Annotated in this window: 18 protein-coding genes; 5 read left to right on the top strand and 13 right to left on the bottom strand. The window is 63.6% G+C overall.

Features of this window, described 5'->3' with window-relative positions:
* The first annotated feature begins 32 nt into the window (after positions 1-32).
* Positions 33-1,523: a DUF2142 domain-containing protein gene (locus tag ACZ2HM_RS05250; RefSeq protein ID WP_470426418.1), complete on the top strand. Its 1,491-nt coding sequence runs from the start codon at positions 33-35 to the stop codon at positions 1,521-1,523.
* Here ACZ2HM_RS05250 and ACZ2HM_RS05255 read toward each other — a convergent pair.
* Genes ACZ2HM_RS05255 through ACZ2HM_RS05270 form a run of 4 tightly spaced genes read right to left on the bottom strand, consistent with a single transcriptional unit; the run spans position 1,503 to position 5,247 of the window.
* A complete protein-coding gene (locus ACZ2HM_RS05255) occupies positions 1,503-2,135 on the bottom strand; it encodes a phosphatase PAP2 family protein (protein ID WP_470426419.1) in 633 nt (210 codons plus the stop codon). The genes ACZ2HM_RS05250 and ACZ2HM_RS05255 overlap by 21 nt on opposite strands.
* The gene (gene lpdA, locus ACZ2HM_RS05260) at positions 2,113-3,528 is read right to left on the bottom strand and encodes a dihydrolipoyl dehydrogenase (RefSeq protein WP_037474584.1); all 1,416 of its coding nucleotides are present in this window, start codon (positions 3,526-3,528) and stop codon (positions 2,113-2,115) included. Before lpdA ends, ACZ2HM_RS05255 begins: the two co-directional genes overlap by 23 nt.
* A gap of 22 nt (positions 3,529-3,550) precedes the next feature.
* A complete protein-coding gene (locus ACZ2HM_RS05265) occupies positions 3,551-3,952 on the bottom strand; it encodes an acyl-CoA thioesterase (protein WP_037474587.1) in 402 nt (133 codons plus the stop codon).
* Entirely contained in the window at positions 3,952-5,247 is a 1,296-nt protein-coding gene (locus ACZ2HM_RS05270) for a pyruvate dehydrogenase complex dihydrolipoamide acetyltransferase (protein ID WP_037474589.1), read from the bottom strand. The genes ACZ2HM_RS05265 and ACZ2HM_RS05270 overlap by 1 nt, the downstream gene beginning before the upstream one ends.
* A gap of 186 nt (positions 5,248-5,433) precedes the next feature.
* Here ACZ2HM_RS05270 and ACZ2HM_RS05275 point away from each other — a divergent pair, with 186 nt between their 5' ends.
* On the top strand, positions 5,434-5,889 hold the full coding sequence (locus tag ACZ2HM_RS05275) for a universal stress protein (protein ID WP_069067086.1): 456 nt from the start codon (positions 5,434-5,436) through the stop codon (positions 5,887-5,889).
* A 124-nt stretch (positions 5,890-6,013) separates the two neighbouring features.
* Here the strand turns inward: ACZ2HM_RS05275 and rnr are convergent, their stop codons facing one another.
* Positions 6,014-8,314, bottom strand: coding sequence for a ribonuclease R (gene rnr, locus ACZ2HM_RS05280; protein WP_470426420.1), 2,301 nt, complete (start codon positions 8,312-8,314; stop codon positions 6,014-6,016).
* Positions 8,315-8,416: 102 nt separating this feature from the next.
* Between rnr and ACZ2HM_RS05285 the strand changes: the two genes are divergently transcribed.
* Entirely contained in the window at positions 8,417-9,481 is a 1,065-nt protein-coding gene (locus ACZ2HM_RS05285; protein ID WP_470426421.1) for a PA0069 family radical SAM protein, read from the top strand.
* On the opposite strand, the gene dnaE is transcribed toward ACZ2HM_RS05285, so the two are convergent.
* Positions 9,482-13,027, bottom strand: coding sequence for a DNA polymerase III subunit alpha (gene dnaE / locus ACZ2HM_RS05290; RefSeq protein ID WP_037474602.1), 3,546 nt, complete (start codon positions 13,025-13,027; stop codon positions 9,482-9,484). It lies immediately after the preceding gene.
* A 128-nt stretch (positions 13,028-13,155) separates the two neighbouring features.
* On the opposite strand from dnaE, the gene ACZ2HM_RS05295 reads away from it, so the two are divergent.
* A complete protein-coding gene (locus tag ACZ2HM_RS05295; RefSeq protein WP_470426422.1) occupies positions 13,156-14,328 on the top strand; it encodes a Yip1 family protein in 1,173 nt (390 codons plus the stop codon).
* 40 nt (positions 14,329-14,368) lie between these two features.
* Here the strand turns inward: ACZ2HM_RS05295 and ACZ2HM_RS05300 are convergent, their stop codons facing one another.
* Both ACZ2HM_RS05300 and ACZ2HM_RS05305 read right to left on the bottom strand, forming a co-directional pair.
* Entirely contained in the window at positions 14,369-15,046 is a 678-nt protein-coding gene (locus ACZ2HM_RS05300) for an ABC transporter ATP-binding protein (protein ID WP_037474606.1), read from the bottom strand.
* Positions 15,039-16,289, bottom strand: coding sequence for a lipoprotein-releasing ABC transporter permease subunit (locus ACZ2HM_RS05305; RefSeq protein ID WP_037474611.1), 1,251 nt, complete (start codon positions 16,287-16,289; stop codon positions 15,039-15,041). Before ACZ2HM_RS05305 ends, ACZ2HM_RS05300 begins: the two co-directional genes overlap by 8 nt.
* Positions 16,290-16,808: 519 nt before the next feature.
* On the opposite strand from ACZ2HM_RS05305, the gene ACZ2HM_RS05310 reads away from it, so the two are divergent.
* Positions 16,809-17,282 carry an Hsp20 family protein gene (locus ACZ2HM_RS05310; RefSeq protein WP_171899275.1) on the top strand — a complete coding sequence of 158 codons (474 nt, stop codon included), beginning with the start codon at positions 16,809-16,811 and terminating at the stop codon, positions 17,280-17,282.
* Positions 17,283-17,544: 262 nt separating this feature from the next.
* Here the strand turns inward: ACZ2HM_RS05310 and ACZ2HM_RS05315 are convergent, their stop codons facing one another.
* The 5 genes from ACZ2HM_RS05315 to ACZ2HM_RS05335 form a co-directional block, all read right to left on the bottom strand.
* Positions 17,545-19,470 carry a potassium transporter Kup gene (locus tag ACZ2HM_RS05315; RefSeq protein WP_470426423.1) on the bottom strand — a complete coding sequence of 642 codons (1,926 nt, stop codon included), beginning with the start codon at positions 19,468-19,470 and terminating at the stop codon, positions 17,545-17,547.
* Positions 19,471-19,597: 127 nt separating this feature from the next.
* Positions 19,598-20,239: a tetratricopeptide repeat protein gene (locus ACZ2HM_RS05320; protein WP_470426424.1), complete on the bottom strand. Its 642-nt coding sequence runs from the start codon at positions 20,237-20,239 to the stop codon at positions 19,598-19,600.
* On the bottom strand, positions 20,236-20,646 hold the full coding sequence (locus ACZ2HM_RS05325; RefSeq protein WP_470426425.1) for a cytochrome c-type biogenesis protein: 411 nt from the start codon (positions 20,644-20,646) through the stop codon (positions 20,236-20,238). The genes ACZ2HM_RS05320 and ACZ2HM_RS05325 overlap by 4 nt, the downstream gene beginning before the upstream one ends.
* Positions 20,643-21,170: a redoxin family protein gene (locus ACZ2HM_RS05330; RefSeq protein ID WP_470426426.1), complete on the bottom strand. Its 528-nt coding sequence runs from the start codon at positions 21,168-21,170 to the stop codon at positions 20,643-20,645. The genes ACZ2HM_RS05325 and ACZ2HM_RS05330 overlap by 4 nt, the downstream gene beginning before the upstream one ends.
* A complete protein-coding gene (locus ACZ2HM_RS05335; protein WP_470426427.1) occupies positions 21,167-23,095 on the bottom strand; it encodes a heme lyase CcmF/NrfE family subunit in 1,929 nt (642 codons plus the stop codon). The genes ACZ2HM_RS05330 and ACZ2HM_RS05335 overlap by 4 nt, the downstream gene beginning before the upstream one ends.
* Positions 23,096-23,218 lie beyond the last annotated feature (123 nt).

A 23,218-nucleotide genomic window follows, 5' to 3' on the forward strand; every position in this document is an offset into this window, starting at 1 on the left:
GCATCGCGGTCATAGGGTAAAGTGCGGCGGCGATGCGAAGCGAACGGATCAGGACTAGAACGGGTGCCCGTAGCGCCGACATGCTGCTGGCCGCGCCATGGAGCCGGCTGGAAAAGCTGTTGCTGGCGGCCATCGCCATCGCCACCCTCTTCTGCACGCTGATCACGCCCCCCTTCCAGGCGCCTGACGAAAATCAGCATTATATGAAGGCGCTGCTGCTGTCGGAAGGCCGCGTCCTGACCGAACAGCGCGGCGATCTGATCGGCGCGACCTTGCCGCGCGCAGCCGTGGACTTTCACGCCGTCGATTTCCTGACCGACGTTCCGCCCACGCTGCGCCGCTTCGATCGCGCCATGCTGGAACGGAGCGACGACGCGGATGCGCAGCGGCCCGGCACCGCCTTCGCCGACTTTCCCAATGTCGCCAGCTACGCGCCAACCCTCTATGCCCCCGGCGCGGTCGGCCTCTATCTTGGCGATGCGCTCGACCTGTCGCGGCGCGACGCCTTCTATGTCGGTCGCCTGGTCAATGCGACGACCGGCCTGCTGCTGCTGATCGCCGCGCTGCAATGCCTGCCCTTCGGCCGCAATGCATTGCTCGCGACCGCACTGCTCCCGACCTTCGCCTATCAGACCGGATCACTCTCGCCCGATGCGGTCATCAATGGCCTCGGCTTTCTCGGCCTCGTCCTGGCGCTGCGGATCGGCTTCATGGGCGCAAGCCCCGCCCGCGCCGCCGGATTGTTCGTCACCGCCCCACTTCTGGCCCTCGCCAAAGGCGTCTACCTCCCGCTCATGGCGGCAGGCCTGCGCTGGCCGCAGGACCGGCGCGACTATCGGCCATGGCTGCTGATCGGGGCGATGTTGGTGGGGGCCATCGGCTTCATCCTCTGGATGAAATGGTCCGGCGGCAGCCAGGCGCTCTACCATATCCAGTCGCGCCGCACCGGCGAGACGATGATGACCGCCCCGCTCGCCGACCAACTGGCCGTCATCCTACGCGATCCGCTGGCTTATGTCCGCATCCTCATCTCCAGCGTGACCGAACGCGCGCCCGTCTATGCGCTGCAAATCGTCGGCCGCTTCGGCTGGAATGCGATCCTGCTGCCGCTGATCGCCTATCCGCTGGCGCTGCTGATGATCGGCGCGGGCGTGGCAACGGGCACAGGCGCACGTTTCGGCATCGCTCAACGGCTCTGGTGGCTGGCGGTGGCGGGCGGCATCGCCCTGCTGATCGAAACCGCCATGTATCTGACCGGCACGCCATTGGGTGCCGACTATATTCAGGGGACGCAGGGCCGCTATTTCCTGCCGATCCTGCCCCTGATCCTGATCGCGCTCTCACCCGACCGAGCGATACGCGGCGCGCCGCGCCTGTTCGCCGGGACCGCCTTGCTGCTGCTCGTCATCGCCGCCGCAACGCTATTCGACAGTTTCTGGGTCCATGGCTTCATCACCACCGACGGCATGCCACCGCATGACAGCCTCACCCGCGCCTTGCTGCTACCCTCGCCGCGCTGGTAACCACACCCGGCACAGCAGCAGCCAGCCGAACCCGGTGACCCAACCCGCCAGCACGTCGCTCGGCCAATGCACGCCCAGCCACACCCGGCTGATACCGATCAGTACGATCATCACGCCAGCCGCCCAATAGACGCTGCGCCGCCCGGCCAGCATCGCCAGCGCGCCGAACAGCATCATATTGCCCGCCGCATGACCGCTCGGAAAGCTGTAACTCTGCACGATGTCCAGATGCGGCAACAGGTCGGGGCGCGGCGCGGCGAATATCTGTTTGAGGATCAGGTTGAGCGCCGTACCCCCCGCCATCATCAGCGCCAGCCACAGCGCATCGGCCCGCCGACGCCACCACAGCAAAAGGGGAAACACCACCGCCAATATCGCAAATCGACCGATCGTGTCGCCGATCGCCGTCGCCAGCCGCATTAGCGCAATGGATGGCCCGCCCCAGGCACCAGCGCGCGCCTCGCCAGCCGCGCCCATCAGGCCGACATTCAAGCTATCCAGCCACCCCGCGCGCTGCATCCACGCAATGGCGACGACGCACAAAAGCGCGAGGACCATAGCCCCCGCGCCTTTCCCAACTGTCCAGCGATCAGATATGGATCGCACGCCCATAAGCGGCCAGCACGCTTTCGTGCATCGATTCCGAAATGGTCGGATGCGGGAAGACCGTGTGCATCAATTCCGCCTCGGTCGTCTCCAGCGTCTTGCCGATCGTATAGCCCTGGATCATCTCGGTCACTTCCGCGCCGATCATATGCGCGCCAAGCAATTCGCCGGTCTTGGCGTCGAACACAGTCTTGGTGAAGCCCTCGGCCTCGCCCAGCGCGATTGCCTTGCCATTGCCGATGAAGGGGAACATGCCGACCTTCACCTCATAACCCGCTTCCTTCGCCTTGGCTTCGGTCAGGCCGACGCTGGCGATCTGCGGGTGGCAATAGGTGCAGCCCGGAATGTTGCGCACGTCCATCGCATGGGGATGGACATCCTTGTTGCCCAGCGTCTGCGCGATCATCTCGGCGACGATCACGCCCTCATGGCTCGCCTTGTGCGCCAGCCATGGCGGCGCCGTCACGTCGCCGATCGCCCAGATGCCATCGACATTGGTGCGGCCATAGGCGTCGGTCTTGACGTGGAAACGCTGGTCCGGCTCGACGCCGACTTCTTCCAGACCCAGATTTTCGACATTGGGGACGATGCCGATAGCGACGATCACATGGCTATATTCCGCTTCGATCGCCTTGCCCGTCTTGTCCTTGATCGTCGCGGTCACGCCCTTGTCACCGGTCGCGATCTTTTCGATCTTGGCCCCGGTCAGCACGGTCATGCCCTGCTTCTTGACCGCCTTTTCCAGGAAAGCGGACACATCGGCATCTTCGACGGGGACGATGCGGTCCATCATCTCGACCACGGTCACGTCCGCGCCCATGTCGTTGTAGAAGCTCGCAAATTCGATACCGATCGCGCCAGACCCGATGACCAGCAGCTTGGTCGGCATTTCCGGCGGCGTCATGGCGTGGCGATAGGTCCACACCCGCTTGCCGTCGGCCTTGAGCTGCGGCAAGTCGCGGGCGCGCGCACCAGTCGCGATGATGATATGCTTGGCCGTCAGTTCCTCGGTCTTGCCATCCTTGGTAACGGACAGCTTGCCCTTCGCCACCAGCTTGCCATCGCCCATATGGACGGTGATCTTGTTCTTCTTCATCAGGTGGGTGACGCCCTGATTGAGCTGCTTGGCAACGCCGCGCGACCGCTTCACCACCGCTTCGATGTCCGCCGTGATATTGTCCGCGGCCAGGCCATAATCCTTGGCATGCTGCATATAATGGAAAATCTCCGCCGACCGCAGCAGCGCCTTGGTCGGGATGCAGCCCCAGTTGAGGCAGATGCCGCCCAGATTTTCGCGCTCGACGATGGCCGTCTTGAGGCCGAGCTGCGCAGCGCGGATCGCGGCAACATAGCCGCCGGGGCCGGAGCCGAGGACGATGAGATCGTAGGTATCAGCCATGGGTCACACTCGCTTCTTGTAATTAGGCTTCCGCGATCGGCGGAACGGAACGGGGCTGGCGATCCTCTCCGATCGCCACGAAGGTAAAGGTCGCCTGGGTAACGCGATAGGATCGGTCGTCATGCCGCGCACGACGCCACGCTTCTACCGCAATCTTCATCGACGTGCGCCCAACGGATTTGAGGGTAGCGAACACCGAAACCTCGTCACCGACCACGACCGGACGCAGGAACGTCATGCCCTCCACCGCAATCGTCACGGCACGGCCATGGCTGTAGCGCGCAGCCACCGATCCTGCCGCCGAATCCATCAGGCTCATCAGCCAACCGCCGAAAATATCCCCATAGGGATTGGTATCGGCGGGCATGGCGATGACCCGCACCGCCGGGTGATGCTCCGGCGGCTGCTCGTCAACGAACGGCATCAGGCCAACATGCCGATCGGGTTTTCGATCAATTCCTTGAACGCCTTCATCAACCGCGCCCCATCAGCGCCGTCGATGGCGCGATGGTCGAAGCTGCCGGTGGCCGACATGACGGTCGCGATCTGCAGGCTGTCATCGACCACGAACGGCCGCTTCTCGCCCGCGCCGATCGCCATGATCATGCCCTGGGGCGGGTTGATGACCGCCTCGAACTGCTTGATGCCGAACATGCCCATGTTCGAGAGCGAGGCGGTGCCGCCCTGATATTCTTCCGGCTTGAGCTTGCCGTCCTTGGCGCGGCTGGCCAGATCCTTCATCGCGTCGGAGATGGCGGCGACGCCCTTGCTGCCGGCATCGGTGATGATCGGGGTGATGAGACCACCGGGGATCGACACCGCGACCGAAATGTCGGCGCGCTTGAACTGCAGCATCTGGTCGCCCGCAAACTGGACGTTGCATTCGGGCACTTCGGCCAGCGCCACGCCGAGCGCCTTGATCAGCAGGTCGTTGACCGACAGCTTGACCTTGCGGCTGGCAAGCCCCGCATTGAGTTCGCCGCGCAGTTTGAGCAGCTTGTCGAGCTGGATATCGACCGTCAGATAGATGTGCGGCACTTGCTGCTTGGATTCGGTCAAGCGGCGCGCGATCGTCTTGCGCATGCCGCTCAGCTTGACGACCTCGTGCGGAATGCCGAAATCCTGCGCGCCGGTCGGCGCGGTCGGTGCCGGGACCGCCGGAGCCTTTTCGGCGGGGGCGGCAGCAGGCGCCGCGGCCGACTTGGCCGTGCCAGCCTTGGCCCCGTCCAGATCGCCCTTCACGATGCGGCCATTGGGACCGGAACCGGTGACCGCCGCCAGATCGATGCCCTTGTCCTGCGCCAGACGGCGCGCGAGCGGGCTGGCCTTGACCCGACCCTCGGCGGGGGCAGCAGCGGCGGGCACAGCCGCAGCCTTTGGCGTTGCGGCAGGCGCTTCGGCTTCCGCCTTGGCAGGTGCCGCCCCGGCCTTGGGCGCAGCTTCGCCACCACCGGCGGCGACGGTCGAGACGTCCTCACCTTCTTCGGCGATGATCGCGATCACGGTGCCGACTTTCACGCCTTCGGAGCCTTCGGATACCAGGATCTTGGCGATCACGCCTTCATCGACCGCTTCGAACTCCATCGTCGCCTTGTCGGTCTCGATTTCCGCCAGCAGATCGCCGGACGATACCGTATCCCCTTCCTTGACCAGCCATTTGGCCAGCGTCCCTTCCTCCATGGTGGGGGACAAAGCGGGCATCTGGATCGTCTTGCTCATGCGTTCTGGGCCTCTTCTTCAATTATGCGGCACGCGCCATTTGCTGTTCGTTTTCACGCATTCGCCGGAACGGTCAAGGGACGCCTTGCGCCAAAGCCGATTATGGCCCACATTTCACCCCTATGGTTCGTTCCGTTCGATTGACCGAACGGCATGGCCATCAAATCTTTGCAGGGGCAATATTCAGTGCGGGCATATCTGGTTGTCGTGGACGAATCGCCGGAGGCTGAAACCGCGCTGCGCTTTGCCGCGCGACGCGCAGCCAAGACCGGCGGAACCGTCCGCATCCTCGCCCTGATCCCGCCGGCCGAGTTCGTCCAATGGGGCGGCGTGCAGGCCACCATGGAGGATGAAGCGCTGCAACGCGCCGAGGCGCTGGTAACCAGTGCAGCCGGAACATTGATGGATGAATCCGGCATCCGTCCCAGCATCACCGTGCGCCAGGGCGAAGCCGTTGCTGTCGTGCGCGAAACTCTCGACGAAATGGACGATGTCGCCGCACTGGTATTGGGCGCTGCCGCCAGCGGCCCGCCCGGCCCTCTGGTATCGCATTTCGCCGGAGCAGATGCGGGCCGAATGCCCTGCCCCATCATGGTCATCCCCGGCGCGCTCGACGCGGAATCGATCGACCGCCTGAGCTAAAGGCGCACACTCGATCCTCCCCGTCATTCCCGCGAAAGCGGGAACCCATCTCCCACCCAAACGCCCCTAACCCGACGTCGAGATCGAACCACCACAGCACGGGCAAACACGCCTCTGCTGCCAATTACCGCTTATGCTTACCCCGCTTCGCGCCCACATGCCGGATGTTGATCGGCCGCCCGCGATGGCTGCCCGGCCGTGTCCGGTCGCGCTTCATCGGCCCGCCGCGCGGCGCGGGATGATCGGGCAATTCGAAGCGTAGCGATCCGTTGATCGGGTCCGCTTCGGCCAGCCGTAATTCCAGCCGCTGGCCGACCGTATAGCGATCGCCGCTCTCGACCCCTTCCAGCGCCTTGCCCGCCTCATCATAGAAGAAGCGTTCCGCTCCCATCGTCGATACCGGCACTAGCCCGTCACCACCCAGCCCATCGACCGTAGCGAAGAAGCCGAAATTCTGAACCCCGGTAATCCGCGCCTTGACCAGCTCGCCGACATGGGCGGCCAGGAACGCGGCAACATAGCGATCGACCGTATCGCGCTCGGCCTCCATCGCGCGCCGTTCATGGCCGGAGATCATCTCGCCGACCTTGCCCATATTCTCATAATCCTCCTGGCTCAGCGAGGATCGATCGGGGATGGTCCCGTCCTTGGGCGCGGGCAGTTCCAGCCCATAAGCCCCGACCAGCGCGCGATGGACCAACAGGTCGGCATAGCGGCGGATCGGCGAGGTGAAATGGCTATAGGAGCCAAGCGCCAAGCCGAAATGCCCCATATTCTGCGGGCTATAATAGGCCTGGGTCTGGCTGCGGAGGATCTGCTCCATGATCTGCGGCTTCGCTTCCGCTTCCCCTACCCGCTTGATCAGATGGTTGAAGGTCGCGGGCCGGATTACCTGCCCCAACGCAAATTCGATGTCGAAGGTCGCCAGATATTCCTTGAGCGCGACCAGCTTGTCCCGGCTTGGCGGTTCATGGACGCGGTACATGACCGGTGCCTTCTTCGCTTCCAGCGCTTTGGCCGCCGCGACATTGGCGGCGATCATATAATCCTCGATCAGCATATGCGCGTCCAACCGTTCGCGAACAGCGACGCTGACGATCTTGCCCCATTCGTCCAGCACCACCCGCCGTTCGGGCAAGTCGAGCGCCAATGGCTCACGCGCCAGCCGCGCCTTGTGCAACAAGGCCCAGCAAGCCCAAAGCGGCTTGAGCGCCGTTTCGAGCAATTCATGCTCGCCCGTGCCGTCGATCGCCGCCTGCGCATCCTCATAGGCCATGACCGACGCGACGCGGATCACCGCGCGACTAAAGCGCCAGGCGGTCACCTTGCCCTGCGCATTGATGGTCAGGTGGCACGCCATCGCCGCCCGGTCCTGTCCGGCCCGAAGCGAACACATGTCCGACGATAGCTGATGCGGCAGCATCGGCACGACAAGGTCTGGAAAATAAACGCTATTCCCGCGCTTGCGTGCTTCGCGATCGAGCGCGCTGCCGGGGCGTACATAGTAGCTGACGTCGGCAATCGCGACGATCGCGCGAAACCCACCACTATTGTCCGGGTCGCTGTCCGCTTCCGCCCACACGGCATCATCATGATCGCGCGCATCCACCGGATCGATCGCGACGATCGGCAGATGGCGCAGGTCTTCGCGCTTCTCCTCATGCAGCGGCAGGGCAGCGGCGACCAGCGCCTCTTCCTCGGTTGCTTCGGGAAAGACATGGGGGATGCCATGTTTGTGAATGGCGATCAGGCTGAAGCTGCGCGGGGCGAAGGGGTCGCCCAATATATCGGTCACCCGCGCCGAAATGCGCGGCGGACGACCGGACGGCTCGGCCAGAACGAGGTCGCCCTTCTTGGCGGTGCCGGCATCGCTGATCGGCGTATCCTTGCGAATGCGCTTATCCACCGGGCGCAGCCATAATTTGCCGTCGGCCATCTCTTCGACCACGCCCAGCAGCATTTCGGTCGCCTTGGCGAGCTTCTTCATCGGATGCGCGACCCAGCCGCGCCCCGCTTCCTCGGTCCGCGCCAAGATGCGATCGCCGATGGTCAGCGCGCCGCGCTTGCCGCGCTCCACGATGCGCAGGCGCGGCGCGGGTTGGCCTTCTGCCTCCCACCGTTCGGGCGTAGCGATCAGCGTCGTATCATCGACATCGATGATCCGCAGTACTGTAACCTTGGGCACCCCGCCCAGCTTGTGAAAAGCGCGCGCCGGGCCAAGGTCGATCAGCCCTTCGTCAGCCATATCCTTGAGCAACGCCTTGAGCGCGATCTTCTCCTGCCCCTTGAGGCCGAAGGCCTTGGCGATCTCGCGCTTGCCCGCGGGCTGGTCCGATGTGGTGATGAATTCCATCACCTGATCGCGTGTCGGGAAGCCCGCGGGGCGGACCTTGTCCGGTGTCTTGTGCTTTTGGGTTGATGCCATATCCCTAGCTATAGGGACGCCGTCCGTGTGACGCCAGCCCTGGTCCGAACCGCTGTTCTACTGACCCGTTGCCATCGTTCTTTATTTGTTCTAATCTTCGTGATGGCTATCGAAAAAGGCAGAGGCGCGACCGTCAATGGCGAAAGCCATCGCTTCAATCTGCCGCAGCGCGCGGTAGACGGTGACTGGCTCGATCTGGCCATGCTGGAAGGCGCACTCCCGCGACTCCGCACCGAAGTCACGGTCGAACGACCACGCACCATCATCGCCCGCAATGCCTCACCCGACATCGGTTTCGACCGATCGATCAACGCCTATCGCGGCTGCGAACATGGCTGCATCTATTGTTATGCGCGGCCGAGCCATGCCTATCATGACCTCTCGCCGGGGCTGGATTTCGAAACCAAGCTGTTCGCCAAGCCCGATGCCGCCGCCCTGCTGCGCGCCGAACTGGGCAAGAAAAATTACAGCGTCGCGCCGATCGCGATGGGCACCAATACCGATCCCTATCAACCGATCGAGAAGGATTGGCGGATCACGCGGCAAGTGCTGGAGGTGCTCGTCGAAACGCAGCACCCGACCTTCATCACGACCAAGTCCGACCGCATCCTGCGCGACATCGACCTGCTTGCAGACCTGGCGCGTGACAATCTGGTGGCGGTGATGCTCTCCATCACCACGCTCGACCCCAAGGTCGCCCGCACGCTGGAACCGCGCGCACCCCATCCCGAACGCCGACTGGAAGCAATCGCGCAACTGGCGCAGGCGGGCATTCCCGTGTCGGCCAACATGTCGCCGATCATCCCCGCCATCAACGACCATGAAATCGAAAGCGTGGTCGCCCGCGTCGCAGCGGCAGGCGCGCGAGATATCAACTATATCCTCGTCCGCCTGCCACATGAGGTGGCGCCGCTGTTTCGCGCCTGGCTCGACGCGCATCACCCCGACCGCGCGGCCAAGGTGATGGCCATCATCCGCGACCTGCGCGGCGGGCGCGACAATGATCCCAATTTCGGCATCAGAATGCGCGGCCAAGGGGTATGGGCCGATCTGATCCGCAGCCGCTTCGTCAAGGCGCGGCGGAAGGCGGGCTTTGGCGACGATCGGCTGACCTTGCGCACCGACCTGTTCCACCCACCCGAAGGCGCGCAGCCGCGGCTCTTCTGATCAGCCGACCAGCCGCATGCCCGACCGGCGCGTGCGCGTCTTGTAGCCGTCCGCCTTCACATCCATCCGCTCGAAGCGATGAATGGTCAGACCCCGGATCGCACCGATCGCATCGACCTGATCCGCCCCCAGGCTGAACCTGTCGCCCAGGAAGACGCGCGCCGCCTGGCCATCGCTGACCGGCGCGCGCAGGAAGATTTCGCTGCGTCCGCCTTCGGCCTGCCCCAATATCTCGGCAAGCTTGGCAACCGCCTCGGCCGTTTCCACATCGACCGTCAGTTCCATGCGTGAGGCACTGGCGATCTGGCGGAAGGGTTCCACCCCGCGAACAGTAACACGCGGGGTTTCCTCGCCCGGTAGCCGGTCCAGTTCCACAACCAGCAGGGCGCAATCACCGTCGCGCGCCAGTTCTTCGATCGCCTTGCATGCATCTTCCTCGAAACAACTGGCCTGAAACTGGCCGCTACTGTCGGAGAAGGTCGCGTTGGCGTAGCGCGCCCCGCGCTTGGTTTCGCGCCAGCGCACATCTTCCACCATGGCCGCCATGATGGTCATGACGCGCCCTTCCTCGTTGGGCATGCCCACCGGCTGCTGACAGACCGCGCCATAGCTGCGCGCGCCGCGCGCGTCGGCCAGATGGCGGTAGCGATCGACGGGATGGGCGGAGAAATAGAAGCCGAACGCCTCCTTTTCCTGCGCCATGCGATCGGACACGGTCCAGGCCTGATGCGGCGGAATGCGAACATCAGCATGGGGCGTCTCAACGTCGCCGAACAGGCCACCCTGCCCGCTCTCCCGCGCCTGCGCCGCGCTGACGCCGACGGCCAGGATCGTTTCTGCGGCAGCATGGACTCCCGCACGGTCGGGATGGACATCATCGAACGCCCCCGCCGCCGCCAGGCTTTCCAACTGCCGCCGGTTGAGCAGACGCGGCTCGATACGGTCGGCGAAATCATCCAGCGATTTGAATGGCCCCGCCGCATCGCGCTCCGCGACCAACTGGTCCATCGCCTTCTCGCCCACGCCCTTGAGGCCACCCAGCGCATAGCGCACGGCAAAGCCCAAACGCGGGTCTTCGCCTTCATAAGGGACAGCCTCGACCGAAAAGTCCGCCTGGCTTCGGTTGATGTCGGGCGCAAGGCAGGTCAGCCCCATGCGGCGCATATCATCGACGAAGATCGTCAGCTTGTCGGTCAGATGGATATCGAAAGCCATCGACCCGGCGTAGAATTCCGCCGGATAATGCGCCTTAAGCCAGGCCGTCTGATAGGCGAGCAACGCATAGGCGGCGGCGTGGCTCTTGTTGAAACCATAGCCTGCAAATTTGTCGATCAAGTCGAACAGTTCGTTCGCCTTGGCCTTGGGAATGTCACTCTTGGCGGCGCAGCCCTCGACGAAACGCGAGCGCTGCGCGTCCATCTCCGCCTTAACCTTCTTGCCCATGGCGCGGCGCAACAGGTCGGCGTCGCCAAGGCTGTAGCCCGCCAATATCTGCGCTGCCTGCATCACCTGTTCCTGATAGACGAAGATGCCATAGGTTTCTTCGAGGATCGGTTTCAGCAATATGTGGGGATATTCGATCGCCTCCTGCCCGTTCTTGCGGCGGCCGAACATCGGAATATTGTCCATTGGGCCAGGCCGGTAGAGCGAGACAAGCGCGATGATGTCGCCGAAATTGGTCGGTCGGACGGCGGCGAGCGTCTTGCGCATGCCTTCGGATTCCAACTGAAACACGCCGACCGTGTCGCCACGCTGGAGCAGGTCGTAAACCGCGCTATCGTCCCAGGCGAGCGTATCGAGATCGACCGTCACGCCGCGCGCCGCCAAAAGCTGGACCGCTTTTTGCAGCACCGACAGCGTCTTGAGCCCCAGAAAGTCGAACTTTACAAGGCCAGCGCCCTCGACATATTTCATGTCGAACTGGGTCACGGGCATGTCGGACCGAGGATCGCGATAGAGCGGCACGAGCTGCTGCAAGGGCCGGTCGCCGATCACCACGCCGGCGGCATGGGTGCTGCTGTGGCGGGGGAAGCCTTCCAGCTTCATCGCATAGTCGATCAGCCGTTTGACCTGCGCGTCATTGTCATATTCGGCGCGGAACTCGGCAACGCCGTTCAACGAGCGTTCCAGCGTCCAGGGGTCGGTCGGGTGGTTGGGCACCAGCTTGGCTAGACGGTCGACCTGGCCGTAGCTCATCTGGAGCACGCGGCCGGTATCCTTCAGAACGGCGCGCGCCTTCAGCTTTCCGAAGGTGATGATCTGCGCGACATGATCGACGCCATATTTCTGCTGGACGTAGCGGATGACTTCGCCGCGCCGGGTTTCGCAAAAATCGATGTCGAAGTCGGGCATCGACACACGTTCCGGGTTCAGGAAGCGTTCGAACAGCAGCCCCAGTTGCAGCGGATCGAGATCCGTGATCAGCAGCGCCCAGGCCACGACCGACCCGGCACCCGAACCACGGCCCGGACCCACCGGAATATCATGATCCTTGGCCCATTTGATGAAGTCGGCAACGATCAGGAAATAGCCGGGAAAGCCCATCTGAATGATGATGTCCGTCTCGAACTGGAGCCGGTCGAGATAAGGCTGACGGGCGGCGCTATCGATGATCCCCAGCTTGGCGAGCCGGGCGTCAAGGCCCGCACTCGCTAAGTCGCGCAGCATCCGCGCCTCGCCCTCGATATCGCCAGCGAGGCTCGGAAGGATCGGCTTGCGCTTGGGCGCGGCGACGGCGCAGCGTTGCGCCACGACCAGCGTATTGGCGAGCGCTTCGGGCAGATCCTCGAACAGCCGCTTCATTTCGCCGGTCGGCTTCATCCAGGCGTCGGGCGAACTGGTCCGCCGGTCGGGCATATCGACATAGGCGCTGTCCGCGATGCACAGCATCACATCATGCGCAGCGTGGAAATGCGGCTCGGTAAAACAGGTCGGGTTGGTGGCGACCAGCGGCAAATCGCGCGCATAGGCGAGATCAAGAAGATGGGGCTCGGCCTTGCCTTCGACGGGATCGAGACGGCGGGAGAGTTCGACATAGAGCCGGTCGGGAAATAGCGCCTGCAGCCGGTCGGCATAGGCGAAAGCCGCGTCGGGCTGATCCTCGGCAAAGAGGCGTGCCAACGCCCCCTCCCCGCCTGCGGTCAGCGCGATCAAGCCTTCGGTCCGTCCTTCCAGCACGTCGAGGCCGACATGAGGCACTTCTTCCAGGGGACGGTCGAGATGCGCCATCGAAACGAGCGCGCAGAGATTGTCATAGCCCGTCGCGTCCTGCGCATAGAGGGCGAGCCAGTCATGGACCGCCGACGCATTGGCCGGACGGCCGGGCCGCAAGATGCCGAGCATGGCGCCGATGATCGGCTGCACCCCGTCGCTCTTGCACGCATCGGAAAAGGCCATCGAGCCATAAAGGCCGTTGCGGTCGGTGATGGCGGCGGCGGGAAAACCCAGCGCCTTGGCCTGTTTCGCGATGACCTTGGGATCGATCGCGCCTTCCAGCATGGTGTAGGAGGAGAATATGCGGAGGGGAACGAAAGCGGCATGAGGCATGGCCCCAATATGCACCTGCCGCGATTCGACGCCAGCCCCCTGCGCATCATTCTTCCAAATCGCACAATGATCTTGCCTTCGGGGCGTCCTGCTGGTCAAATTCCGCCACAAACAGGGAGAAGGCCATCATGACGGACATGAACCCGGTTTCCACGCCCCCCGGACTGATCGACAGGGCGAAATCCATATTGCTCAAACCCAAAAGCGAATGGGAGGTCATCGACGCTGAACCTGCCAGCGTCGGTAGCATCTTCATCGGCTATGCGATGATCCTGGCCGCGATACCGCCGCTGGCCGGGCTGATTGGTGGCCAGATGTTCGGCTATGGCGCGCTTGGCATAAGCTTTCGGCCATCGCTGGTCGGCGCCGTTGGCAGCGCCATTGCCCAATATGTCTTTTCACTGATCGGCCTGTTCGTGCTGGCCTGGCTGATTAACTTGCTGGCACCCCGGTTCGGCGGCCAGAAGGATATGATCAAGGCGGTCAAGGTGGCGGCCTATTCGGCGACGGCAAGTTGGCTGGCCGGAATATTCCTGCTGCTACCGATGCTCGGCATATTGAGTATATTGGGGCTCTACAGCCTCTATCTCCTGTATCTCGGCTTGCCACGATTGATGCGGGCACCAGCCGACAAAGCCATGCCTTATACGATCGTGACGATCGTCGCCGCCATATTGCTGTCCCTCCTTGCCGGTGCCGTCGCCGCGCCCTTTTCGCGATTTGCAGCGCCATCAGTGGGGGACTCCGCAGTCGATGGGCAAATGACCATTCCGGGTGTCGGCACGGTCGATCTCGGCAAACTCGACGCCGCCGGCAAAAAGAGGGAGGAAGCCGCGCGCAAGATGGAGGACGCGGCCAAGACCGGCGCGCCCGCCGTCGCCCTGTCCCCGTCCGCGCTGCAGGCGTTGTTGCCTGAACGAATCGGTCGGTTCGAGCGGACCGAAATCGAAAGCGCGGGAATGGCTGGCGGCGCGCAAGCGAGCGCCCGCTATCAGGCAGGCGACGACGATATGAAGGTGGAAATCATCGACATGGCGGCGATGGGCGCGATGACCGGGATCGGCGCAGCGTTCAATGTCCAGTCCAACCGAGAAACATCGACCGGCTATGAGCGTACCCAGACGGTCGATGGACAGTTGGTCAACGAAAGCTGGGATAAGGAAAGCCGCAATGGCAAATATGCGACGAGCATTGCCAATCGCTTCATGCTGTCAGCCAGTGGCACCATGGCCAATATCGACGAACTCAAGTTTGCGGTCCAGACGATCGGCCCGGAGAAGCTGGCCGCGATGGCGCAGTGACAGACAAGGCGCGACATCCCTGTTGGTGTCGCGCCTTGCCTTAATGTTGTTCCAGCCGTCCTTCGTGCAGGCGAACCACCCGGTCCATCTTTTGCGCCAACCGCTCATTGTGCGTGGCGACCAGCGCGGCGGAGCCTTCGCCACGGACTAGTCCTAAAAATTCCGCAAGCACGATGTCGGCGGTGCGCTCGTCCAGATTGCCGGTCGGTTCGTCGGCCAGCACCAGCGCGGGGCGGTTGGCCAGCGCGCGGGCGACGGCGACGCGCTGCTGCTCGCCGCCTGACAATTGGCTGGGGCGATGGTCGAGCCGGTGGCCGAGACCAAGCGCGGTCAGCAGCGATTCGGCACGCGTCTTGGCTGCACCTATGTCCACGTCGCGGATCACCTGCGGCAGGATCACATTTTCAGTTGCGTTGAAATCGGGCAGCAGATGGTGGAACTGATAAACGAATCCCAATGCGTCGCGACGCAGGCGGGTGCGGCCGTCATTGTCGAGCTTGGCCGCTTCCTCGCCGCCGATGCGGATCGAACCATCGAAGCCACCCTCCAGCAGGCCGACGGCCTGGAGCAGGGTCGATTTGCCCGACCCCGATGGCCCAAGCAAAGCCACGATCTCGCCCGGCCCCACATTGAGGTCGACGCCGCGCAGCACGTCGATGGTGACGCCGCCCTGGGTGAAGCTGCGGGTGAGGCCCGTGACCTTCAATATGTCATTCATAGCGCAGCACCTGGACCGGATCGGTATTGGCGGCCTTGAAGGCCGGATAAAGGGTAGCAAGGAAGCTGAACACCAGCGCCATGATGCAGATCGTGGCAATCTCCACCGGATCGGGCTGCGATGGTAATTCGGTCAGGAAGCGGATCGAGGGATCCCAGAGATTCTGACCCGTCACGAACTGGATCGCATTGACGATCCCCTGGCGGAAGAAGAGGAAGGTGAAGCCCAGTATCATGCCAGCCACCATGCCCAGCGTGCCGATCGTCACACCCACGGTCATGAAGATCTTGACCAGACCGATCCGGCTGGCCCCCATCGTCCGCAGGATGGCGATGTCGCGCGTCTTGGCGCGGACCAGCATGATGAGCGAGGAAAGGATATTGAACACGGCGACCAACACGATGATCGATAGGACGACGAACATCGCAATCCGCTCGACAGCCAGCGCCTCGAACAGCGAAGCGTTCATCTGTCGCCAGTCGGTGACGACGGCGCGCCCTGCGACTTTGCCGGCGAGTGGCTCCAATATCTGGCCGACCCGATCGGCATCGACGGTTTCGACTTCGATCATGCCAACCACGTCGCCGAGCAGGAGCAGCGTCTGCGCATCCTCCATCGGCATGACGACGAACGCCTTGTCATAATCATAGACGCCGACTTCGAAGATGGCGGCGACCTGATAGGCGACCTGGCGCGGCACCGTGCCGAAGGGGGTCGAGCGACCGGCCGGATTGATGATGGTCAGGCTGTCGCCCAACTGGATGCCTAGATTTTCCGCCAGCCGCGAGCCGATGCCGATCCGGCTGCTATTGGCAGTCAGATTGTTGAGCGTCCCGGCCAGCACTTTGCCCTTGAGCGTCTTGTTGGTACGGATGTCGGGCACCGTCATGCCGCGCACCAGCACGGCCTCCACCCGGCCGTTGAAGGTCGCGAGCAGGGGCTGTTCGATCATCGGCGTGGCATTGGTGACGCCGGGCGTCGCCCTCGCCTGCGCCAACACCGACTGCCAGTCAGGCAGGCGGCCGCCATAGCCCTGCACCACCGCATGGCCGTTCAGGCCCACGATCTTGTCGAACAGTTCGGCGCGAAAGCCGTTCATGACGCTCATCACGATGATGAGCGCGGCGACGCCGAGCATCACCGCGGCCAGGCTGATGCCGGCGACGAGGAAGATGAACCCTTCCCCCTTGCCGGGCAAAAGGTAGCGCTTGGCGATCATGCGTTCGTAGCGGGAAAGAATCATGTGGCGCGGACGGCCTCTGTGGAAGGATAGGCTGATCGTCTAGGCATGGCGGGACCGAACGGCAAGCATTGCCAGATTGTTGCATCACGGCCACAGGGCGCACCGCAAAATCACAGACGCCCGATTTTGCCCGTGACTCCGGCCCGCCGCAGTCATAGCAAGACCCTAGAAGCACAGGTAAAAGGCCGTGGTTCAGGGATACTGCATCCCGCTTCGAGCTTAGGGGGCTGAGAAGCGGTTGAGGCAGACCAAGGGGGAGACGAGCAATCGTCTATGAAGCGCCCGGATCGTGAAAACACGATCCGGGCGCTTTTTATTTGTCCTTCGCGCCCAACGATCGCCATTGGACAAAAGGTCCAAGATCGGCATTTTTCCGCGCGCGCCATGCCCGTTTCGCCCTCTTGAAACCGTCGGGGTCAAAACCATATCCACGCTGTCCAGCCGCCTTATGGGGTTGGGCGCATTATCGCCGGACGCCTGTTTCGGGTCCGGCCCGTTCATTTTGCTCTTTGGGAGATTATGACAATGCGTGCATTTGACCTTACCCCCTATCGTCGTTCCACCGTCGGTTTCGATCGTCTGTTCGACCTGATCGAAAACAACGCCCGGTTGAGCCAGGGTGACAATTATCCCCCGTTCAACATCGAGCGCCTGTCGGAGGATCGCTATCGCGTGACGCTGGCCGTGGCCGGTTTTCGTCCCGACGAGATCGACATCACCGCGCAGCAGAACCTGCTCCAGGTGATCGGTCGCAAGGATGAAGGGTCGGCATCGGATCGGTCCAAATATCTGCATGTCGGCATCGCCAACCGCAGCTTCGAGCGGCGGTTCGAACTCGCCGATTTCGTGCGGGTGGAAAAGGCCGACTTAGCCGACGGCCTGCTGGTGATCGACCTGCTGCGCGAAGTGCCCGAAGCGATGAAGCCCAAGAAGATTGCCATCAATGGCGGTCAGCTCGTGGAGATCACCGCCAAGGACCGCGACGCCGCCTGAACGGCGGAATGACGTAAACCTGTGGTGCGCGGTCTTTGCGAAGGCCGCGCCCTTTCACCACATGGCAATCGCAGCGACTGCGGACATGAAAGTGAAGCAAGCCAACCCAAATGCATGAAGCCAGAATTGGCCCGGCGTCTTCAACCGATTTGCAGACAATCCATAAAGCGGCATTTGGCCAATCACTAATCCTCGAACCATAATCGCAAAGAATATGATCGAGAAGATTAGTGAAAATATTCCAACACTCATTGGCTGGTATCTATATTTCGACCTGGCTGCCCAGTTCGACCACGCGGTTGGTGGGCAGGCGGAAGAATTCCATCGCGCTTTCCGCGTTGCGCAGCATCCAGGCGAAGATTTTTTCGCGCCACAGCGGCATGCCGGGCTTGGAGGACGGCAGCAGGGTCTGGCGCGCCAAGAAGAAGCTGGTGTCCATCATCTTGAATGCCTGACCGCAGCCCGACACATTCTTGAGCGCGGCGGGAACGTCGGGTTCCTGCATGAAGCCATATTGCAGCACCATGCGGAAGAAGCCGCGGCCTAGATCCTCCAGCTTGCAGCGGCCGTCATCTTCGACCACCGGTACGTCCTTGATCTTGACGGTCAGCAGGATGACTCGCTCGTGCAGCACCTTGTTATGCTTGAGATTGTGGAGCAGCGCATGGGGCACGCCATCGGGCGTCGAGGTCATGAAGACCGCCGTGCCCGGCACGCGCACCGCGCTGTTGGCGGCGGACGCCACGAACACCGGGATCGGCATGGCGGCCTCGCGCAGGCGATCCTGCACCAGGCGGCGACCGCGCGACCAGGTGGTCAGCAGGGTAAAGATGATGAAGCCGATCAGCAGCGGGAACCAGCCGCCATCGGGCACCTTGGTCAGGTTGGCCGCGAGATAGGCGCCATCGACGATGTAGAAGACGGCCAGCACCGGCGCGGCATAATACCATTTCCAGTTCCACAGCCGGTACAGCACGACGGTCAGCAGGACGTTGTCGATGAACATCGCGCCGGTGACCGCGATGCCATAGGCGGCGGTCAGGTTGGACGAGGTCTTGAAGGTCAGCACCAGCAGGATGACCATCACCATCAGACCCCAGTTGATGAGGGGAATGTAGATCTGGCCCGCGGTCGCGGCGCTGGTGTGGGCAATGCGCAGGCGCGGCATGAAGCCGAGCTGGATCGCCTGCTGCGTGACCGAGAAGGCACCGGAGATCACCGCCTGCGACGCGATGATCGCGGCCATGGTGGCGAGTGCGATGAGGGGCAACTGCGCCCATTGCGGGGCGAGATTGTAGAAGGGACTGTCGAGCGCTGCGGCCCCCTCTCGGAACAGTAACGCGCCCTGCCCCATATAGTTGAGCATCAACGCGGGCAGCACGAAGGCGAGCCAGGACACGCGGATCGGATTGCGGCCGAAATGGCCCATATCGGCATAGAGCGCTTCGGCCCCCGTCACCGCCAGCACGACCGACCCAAGCGCCAGGAAGGCCGGCAGGGGATCGGTGACGAAGAACATCACGGCCCAATAGGGGTTGAAGGCGTAGAGGATGCCCGGCGTCTGGATGATCGAGAGGATACCGAGCGTCGAGATCGTCACGAAATAGAGCAGCATGATCGGACCGAACAAGGTCGCGACCTTGTTGGTGCCCAGCCCCTGTATCCAGAACAGTCCGACGAGGATTAGGATCACCACCGGCAGGATCGCGGGCGCGAGCACCGGATTATAGACGGCAAGCCCCTCCACCGCCGACAGAACCGAGACGGCCGGTGTGATCATCGAATCGCCGTAGAAGAGCGCCGTCGCGAATACGCCGAGCAGCACGATGCCGCGCGACCAGCGCTGCGTCTTCGTCTGCCCGTTGATCAGCGCCAGCAACGCCAGGCTGCCGCCCTCGCCCTTATTGTCGGCGCGCATGATGATGCTGACATATTTCAGCGTCACCACCAGCATCATCGACCAGAACATCAGGCTGATTACGCCCAATATATGGTCGGGATCGAGGGTCAGTTGATGATGCCCGGCGAACGTCTCGCGGAAGGCGTAGAGCGGGCTGGTGCCGATGTCGCCAAAGACAATGCCGATCGCGCCGACCACCAGCTTGATGGTGGCCTTCTGCCGGGCATGGCCGTGGCCTGTTTCTTCCTCGCCGGACGTCGGCGCGGTGTTGGGAAGCAGGTCAGCCATGCAGGAAAAACGCAATGGTCATACTGTGTCGACATCCCAAGAGAAGCGATGACGGACGATGCTGTCACCCCACAAACCGCCGCGCCCTACCATGCCCTCCAGGGGCGTGCAATGCGACGCTGCGTGCCTAAGGTGCGGCCGTTCCATCCTGAGCCAGAAGGGCGTCGATACGCGCGATATTGGCTTGAAGTTCCGCCTTGATCCGGCTGTCCGCCGGCGCGCTCTCCGCCAGCGGTGCCCACATGGCGCGGGCAGCCTGCAGTTGGTTATTACGTGCCAGTGCCAGGCCGTAGAAATAGCGCGGCGCGAGCCCTTCGGGATCAAGCGCCATGGCCCGCCGGAAGGCGAAATCCGCGCCGGGCGACAGAATGTCGTCCGCATGGGCGACGAGCGCATTGCCAAGGCCGAGCCACAGCGTGGCGTCGTCGGGCCTGGCGCGCAGGCCCGACAGCAGGATGTTCGCGGCATCCTTTGTCTTGCCCTGACGGCCCAGGCCATCGGACAGAATCAGCCATTGCCCGGTCGGGCCGAAGCGTTCGCCGAGGCTGCGCCGTTCTTCGGCCAGCTTCTCGTCGAACTGGCCCTCGACCGGTTTGGTCGACCGCGGCGCACCGGCCAGGCCTGGATTGCCCTGCCAGGCATAGCCCGCCAGTCCCAACAGCAGCGCGGCCGCGCTGATCTCTCGCGCGGAACGGGGGATGCGGCCAAGCAGCAGCATGGCGAGGAAGGCCAGCGCCGCGAGGCCGAAGGCGAGGAACCAGCCGGTCATAACCGCGCCTTTCGCTTGATCCGGCCACGCAGCAGCAGCAGGCCAAGGCCAAGCAGCAGCAGGGGCGCGCCCCAGAGCGGCCAGAGGATGGGGGCGGCGGTGGGTTCGTAGCTGACCCAGTCGCCATAGCGAGCAATCAACCAGGTGCGGATCGCTTCGGGTTGTTCGCCCGCCATGATCCGTTCACGGATTTGCGAGCGCATATCGCCCGCCATGCTGGCATTGCTATCGGCGATCGACTGGCTCTGGCAGGTGAGGCAGCGGATGGTTTCCATCAGCGCCTTGGCCTTGCGCTCCTGCGCCGGGTCGGGAATCTGGCGATCGGCCCAGGGCGCGGGCGGCAGCGCGGTCTGGGCGGCGAGCGGCGTCGCGATCAGCACGAGGAGGAACGCGAGGATCAGTCTCATTGCGCGGCCCTCAGCTTTTCGAGGATCATCGGCACATCATCGGCGCGGATGTCGCCGATATGCTGGTAGGCAATGCGCCCCCTGCCATCGATGACGAACGTTTCTGGCACCCCGGACGATCCGAGCGCGATCTGGACGGCGCTGCGGGCGTCGAGGCCGATACGGGCGTAGGGATTGCCGTAGCGGGCGAGGAAGGCATCGACATCGGGCCGGGCGTCGCGGATGGCAATGGCGTCGATCTGCACGCCTGCCGCCTTGAGCATTTCGAGTTGCGGCGCTTCGGCCGCGCAGGGGACGCACCAGCTGGCAAAGATGTTGAGCAGGCGCGGCTGGCCGGTCGCCATCTGCGTGCTGGCGAGCGGCGGACGGTCGCCGGCGGCGGCAGGCAGCGTGAAGGCCGGGAGCGGCTGGCCGATCAGGCGGGAGTGGATGACGCGGTCATCGGGCTGGAACAGGCCGCTCGCGAACAGGGCGATGAAGCCGAGGAACAGCCCAAGCGGCAGCCAGATCAAAAGCTTCCTCATGCGGTTGCTGCCCTGGCACGCCACTTCATCAGCCAGCCGCGCCGTTCGCGACCGAGCAGCGCGAGGAAGCCGCCCAACGCGATCAGGATGCCGCCGAACCAGATGAGGGTGACGAAGGGCTTCCACCAGATACGCAATTGCCAGCGACCGCCCTCAACCTCTTCGCCCAGCACGACGTAGAGTTGGCCGTCCCAGCGGGTGAGCAAGGCCGCTTCGCTGGTGGTGGTCGGGGGCGAGGCGAAGAAGCGGGACTGGGGGTGGATCATCACCGGCGCGCCGCCGCGGCGGACCTCCATGTCGGCCTGAAGCGCGGTCCAGTTATCGCCCGCTATGGGTTGGATCTGTACGAATCGCAGTTGCCAGCCTGCGGTCTGGATCATGTCGCCGGGGCGGGCGGCGACCAGTTTCTCGACCGTGAAGGCGGAGTCGCTGGCCATGCCGCCTAAGCTGACGGCACAGCCCAGATGCGCGATGACCATGCCATAGGTGAAGAGCGGGGTGCGGCGCAGATTGCGTTTCCACAGGGGCGCGAGGCTGGCGACGCCGACAGCACCGGCAATGACGAGGCCAAGGAAGGGCAAGATGCCGATGCGGCCCCACGCCAAAACGGACAGCGAAGCGGACAAGGATAGCGCTATGAGAAAGGGGATTAACAAACGTTTGGTCACTACGCGCGCATCGTCCCTGCGCCAGCGCACCAGTGGCCCGACAGCCATGGCGATCATCAGCGCGAGCGCGATCGGCCCGGCGATCCGGTCGAAATAGGGCGCGCCGACCGAGACTTTGTGGCCAAAGGCTTCGGTCATCAGCGGATAGAGGGTACCGACCAGGACCAGTCCCAATATGACCGTCAGCAGCAAGTTATTGATAACCAACATGGTTTCACGGCTAACCAACTCGAATGGCGCGCCTTCGCGTACGGCACCGATGCGCCAACCGAAAAGGGCGAGCGCGCCGCCGATATAGAGGGCGAGCAGGCCGAGGATGAAACTGCCGCGTTCCGGGTCCACCGCGAAGGCATGGACGCTGGTAAGAATGCCCGAACGGACGAGGAAGGTGCCTACCATCGACATGGAGAAAGCAACGACCGCCAGCATCACCGTCCAGGCGCGCAGGGCGTCGCGGGTCGCCAGCACCGTGACGCTGTGGAGCAAAGCGGTCGCGGCGAGCCAGGGCATGAGCGAGGCATTTTCGACCGGATCCCAGAACCACCAGCCGCCCCAACCCAATTCATAATAGGCCCAATAGCTGCCCGCGGTGATGCCCAGCGTCAGCATCACCCAGGCGGCCAGCACCCAGGGGCGCATCGCGCGGGCGAAGGCGGCATCGACCTGCCGCGTCAGCAGCGCGCCGATGGCGAAGGAGAAGGCGACCGAGAGGCCGACATAGCCGATATAGAGCGTGGGCGGATGGAAGGCGAGGCCGGGGTCTTGCAGCAGCGGGTTCAGCCCCTGCCCGTCCGCTGGGGCGGGGGCGATGCGGGCAAAGGGGTTGGAGGAGAAGAGCAGGAAGGCGTAGAATCCGAGGCTGATTGCCGCCTGTCCGCCCAGCGTCGCCATATGAGTGTCGCGGCGCAGCGCACGTTCGAACAGGGCGACGGCCGCTCCGGCGACGCCCATGACCGTGACCCAGAGCAGCATCGAGCCTTCATGATTGCCCCAGGTGCCGGCGAACTTATACAGCCAGGGCTTCGCCGAATGGCTGTTGGTCGCGACCAGCAGCACCGACATGTCCGAGCGCAGGAACAGCGTGACGAGTGCGATGAAGGCGATGGCAGTCAACACGCCCTGCGCCACGGCGGCGGGGCGCACGGCGGCGAGCAGGTCGGGCTTGTTGCCCTTAAGGCCCGTGAAGGCGAGGACAAGCTGGAGCAGCGCCAGCGCAGCGGCGAGCCAGAGCGCGGCGAGGCCGATTTCGGCGATCATAGGGCCTTATCCACGCAAAAATGATCCTCCCCCTGTGGGGGAGGTGGCTGGCCGCAGGCCAGACGGAGGGGTGTCCTGCTATCGAGAGGGTGACACCCCTCCGTCAACGCTTCGCGTTGCCAC

This window comes from Sphingobium sp. KKT206, from assembly GCF_055640555.1.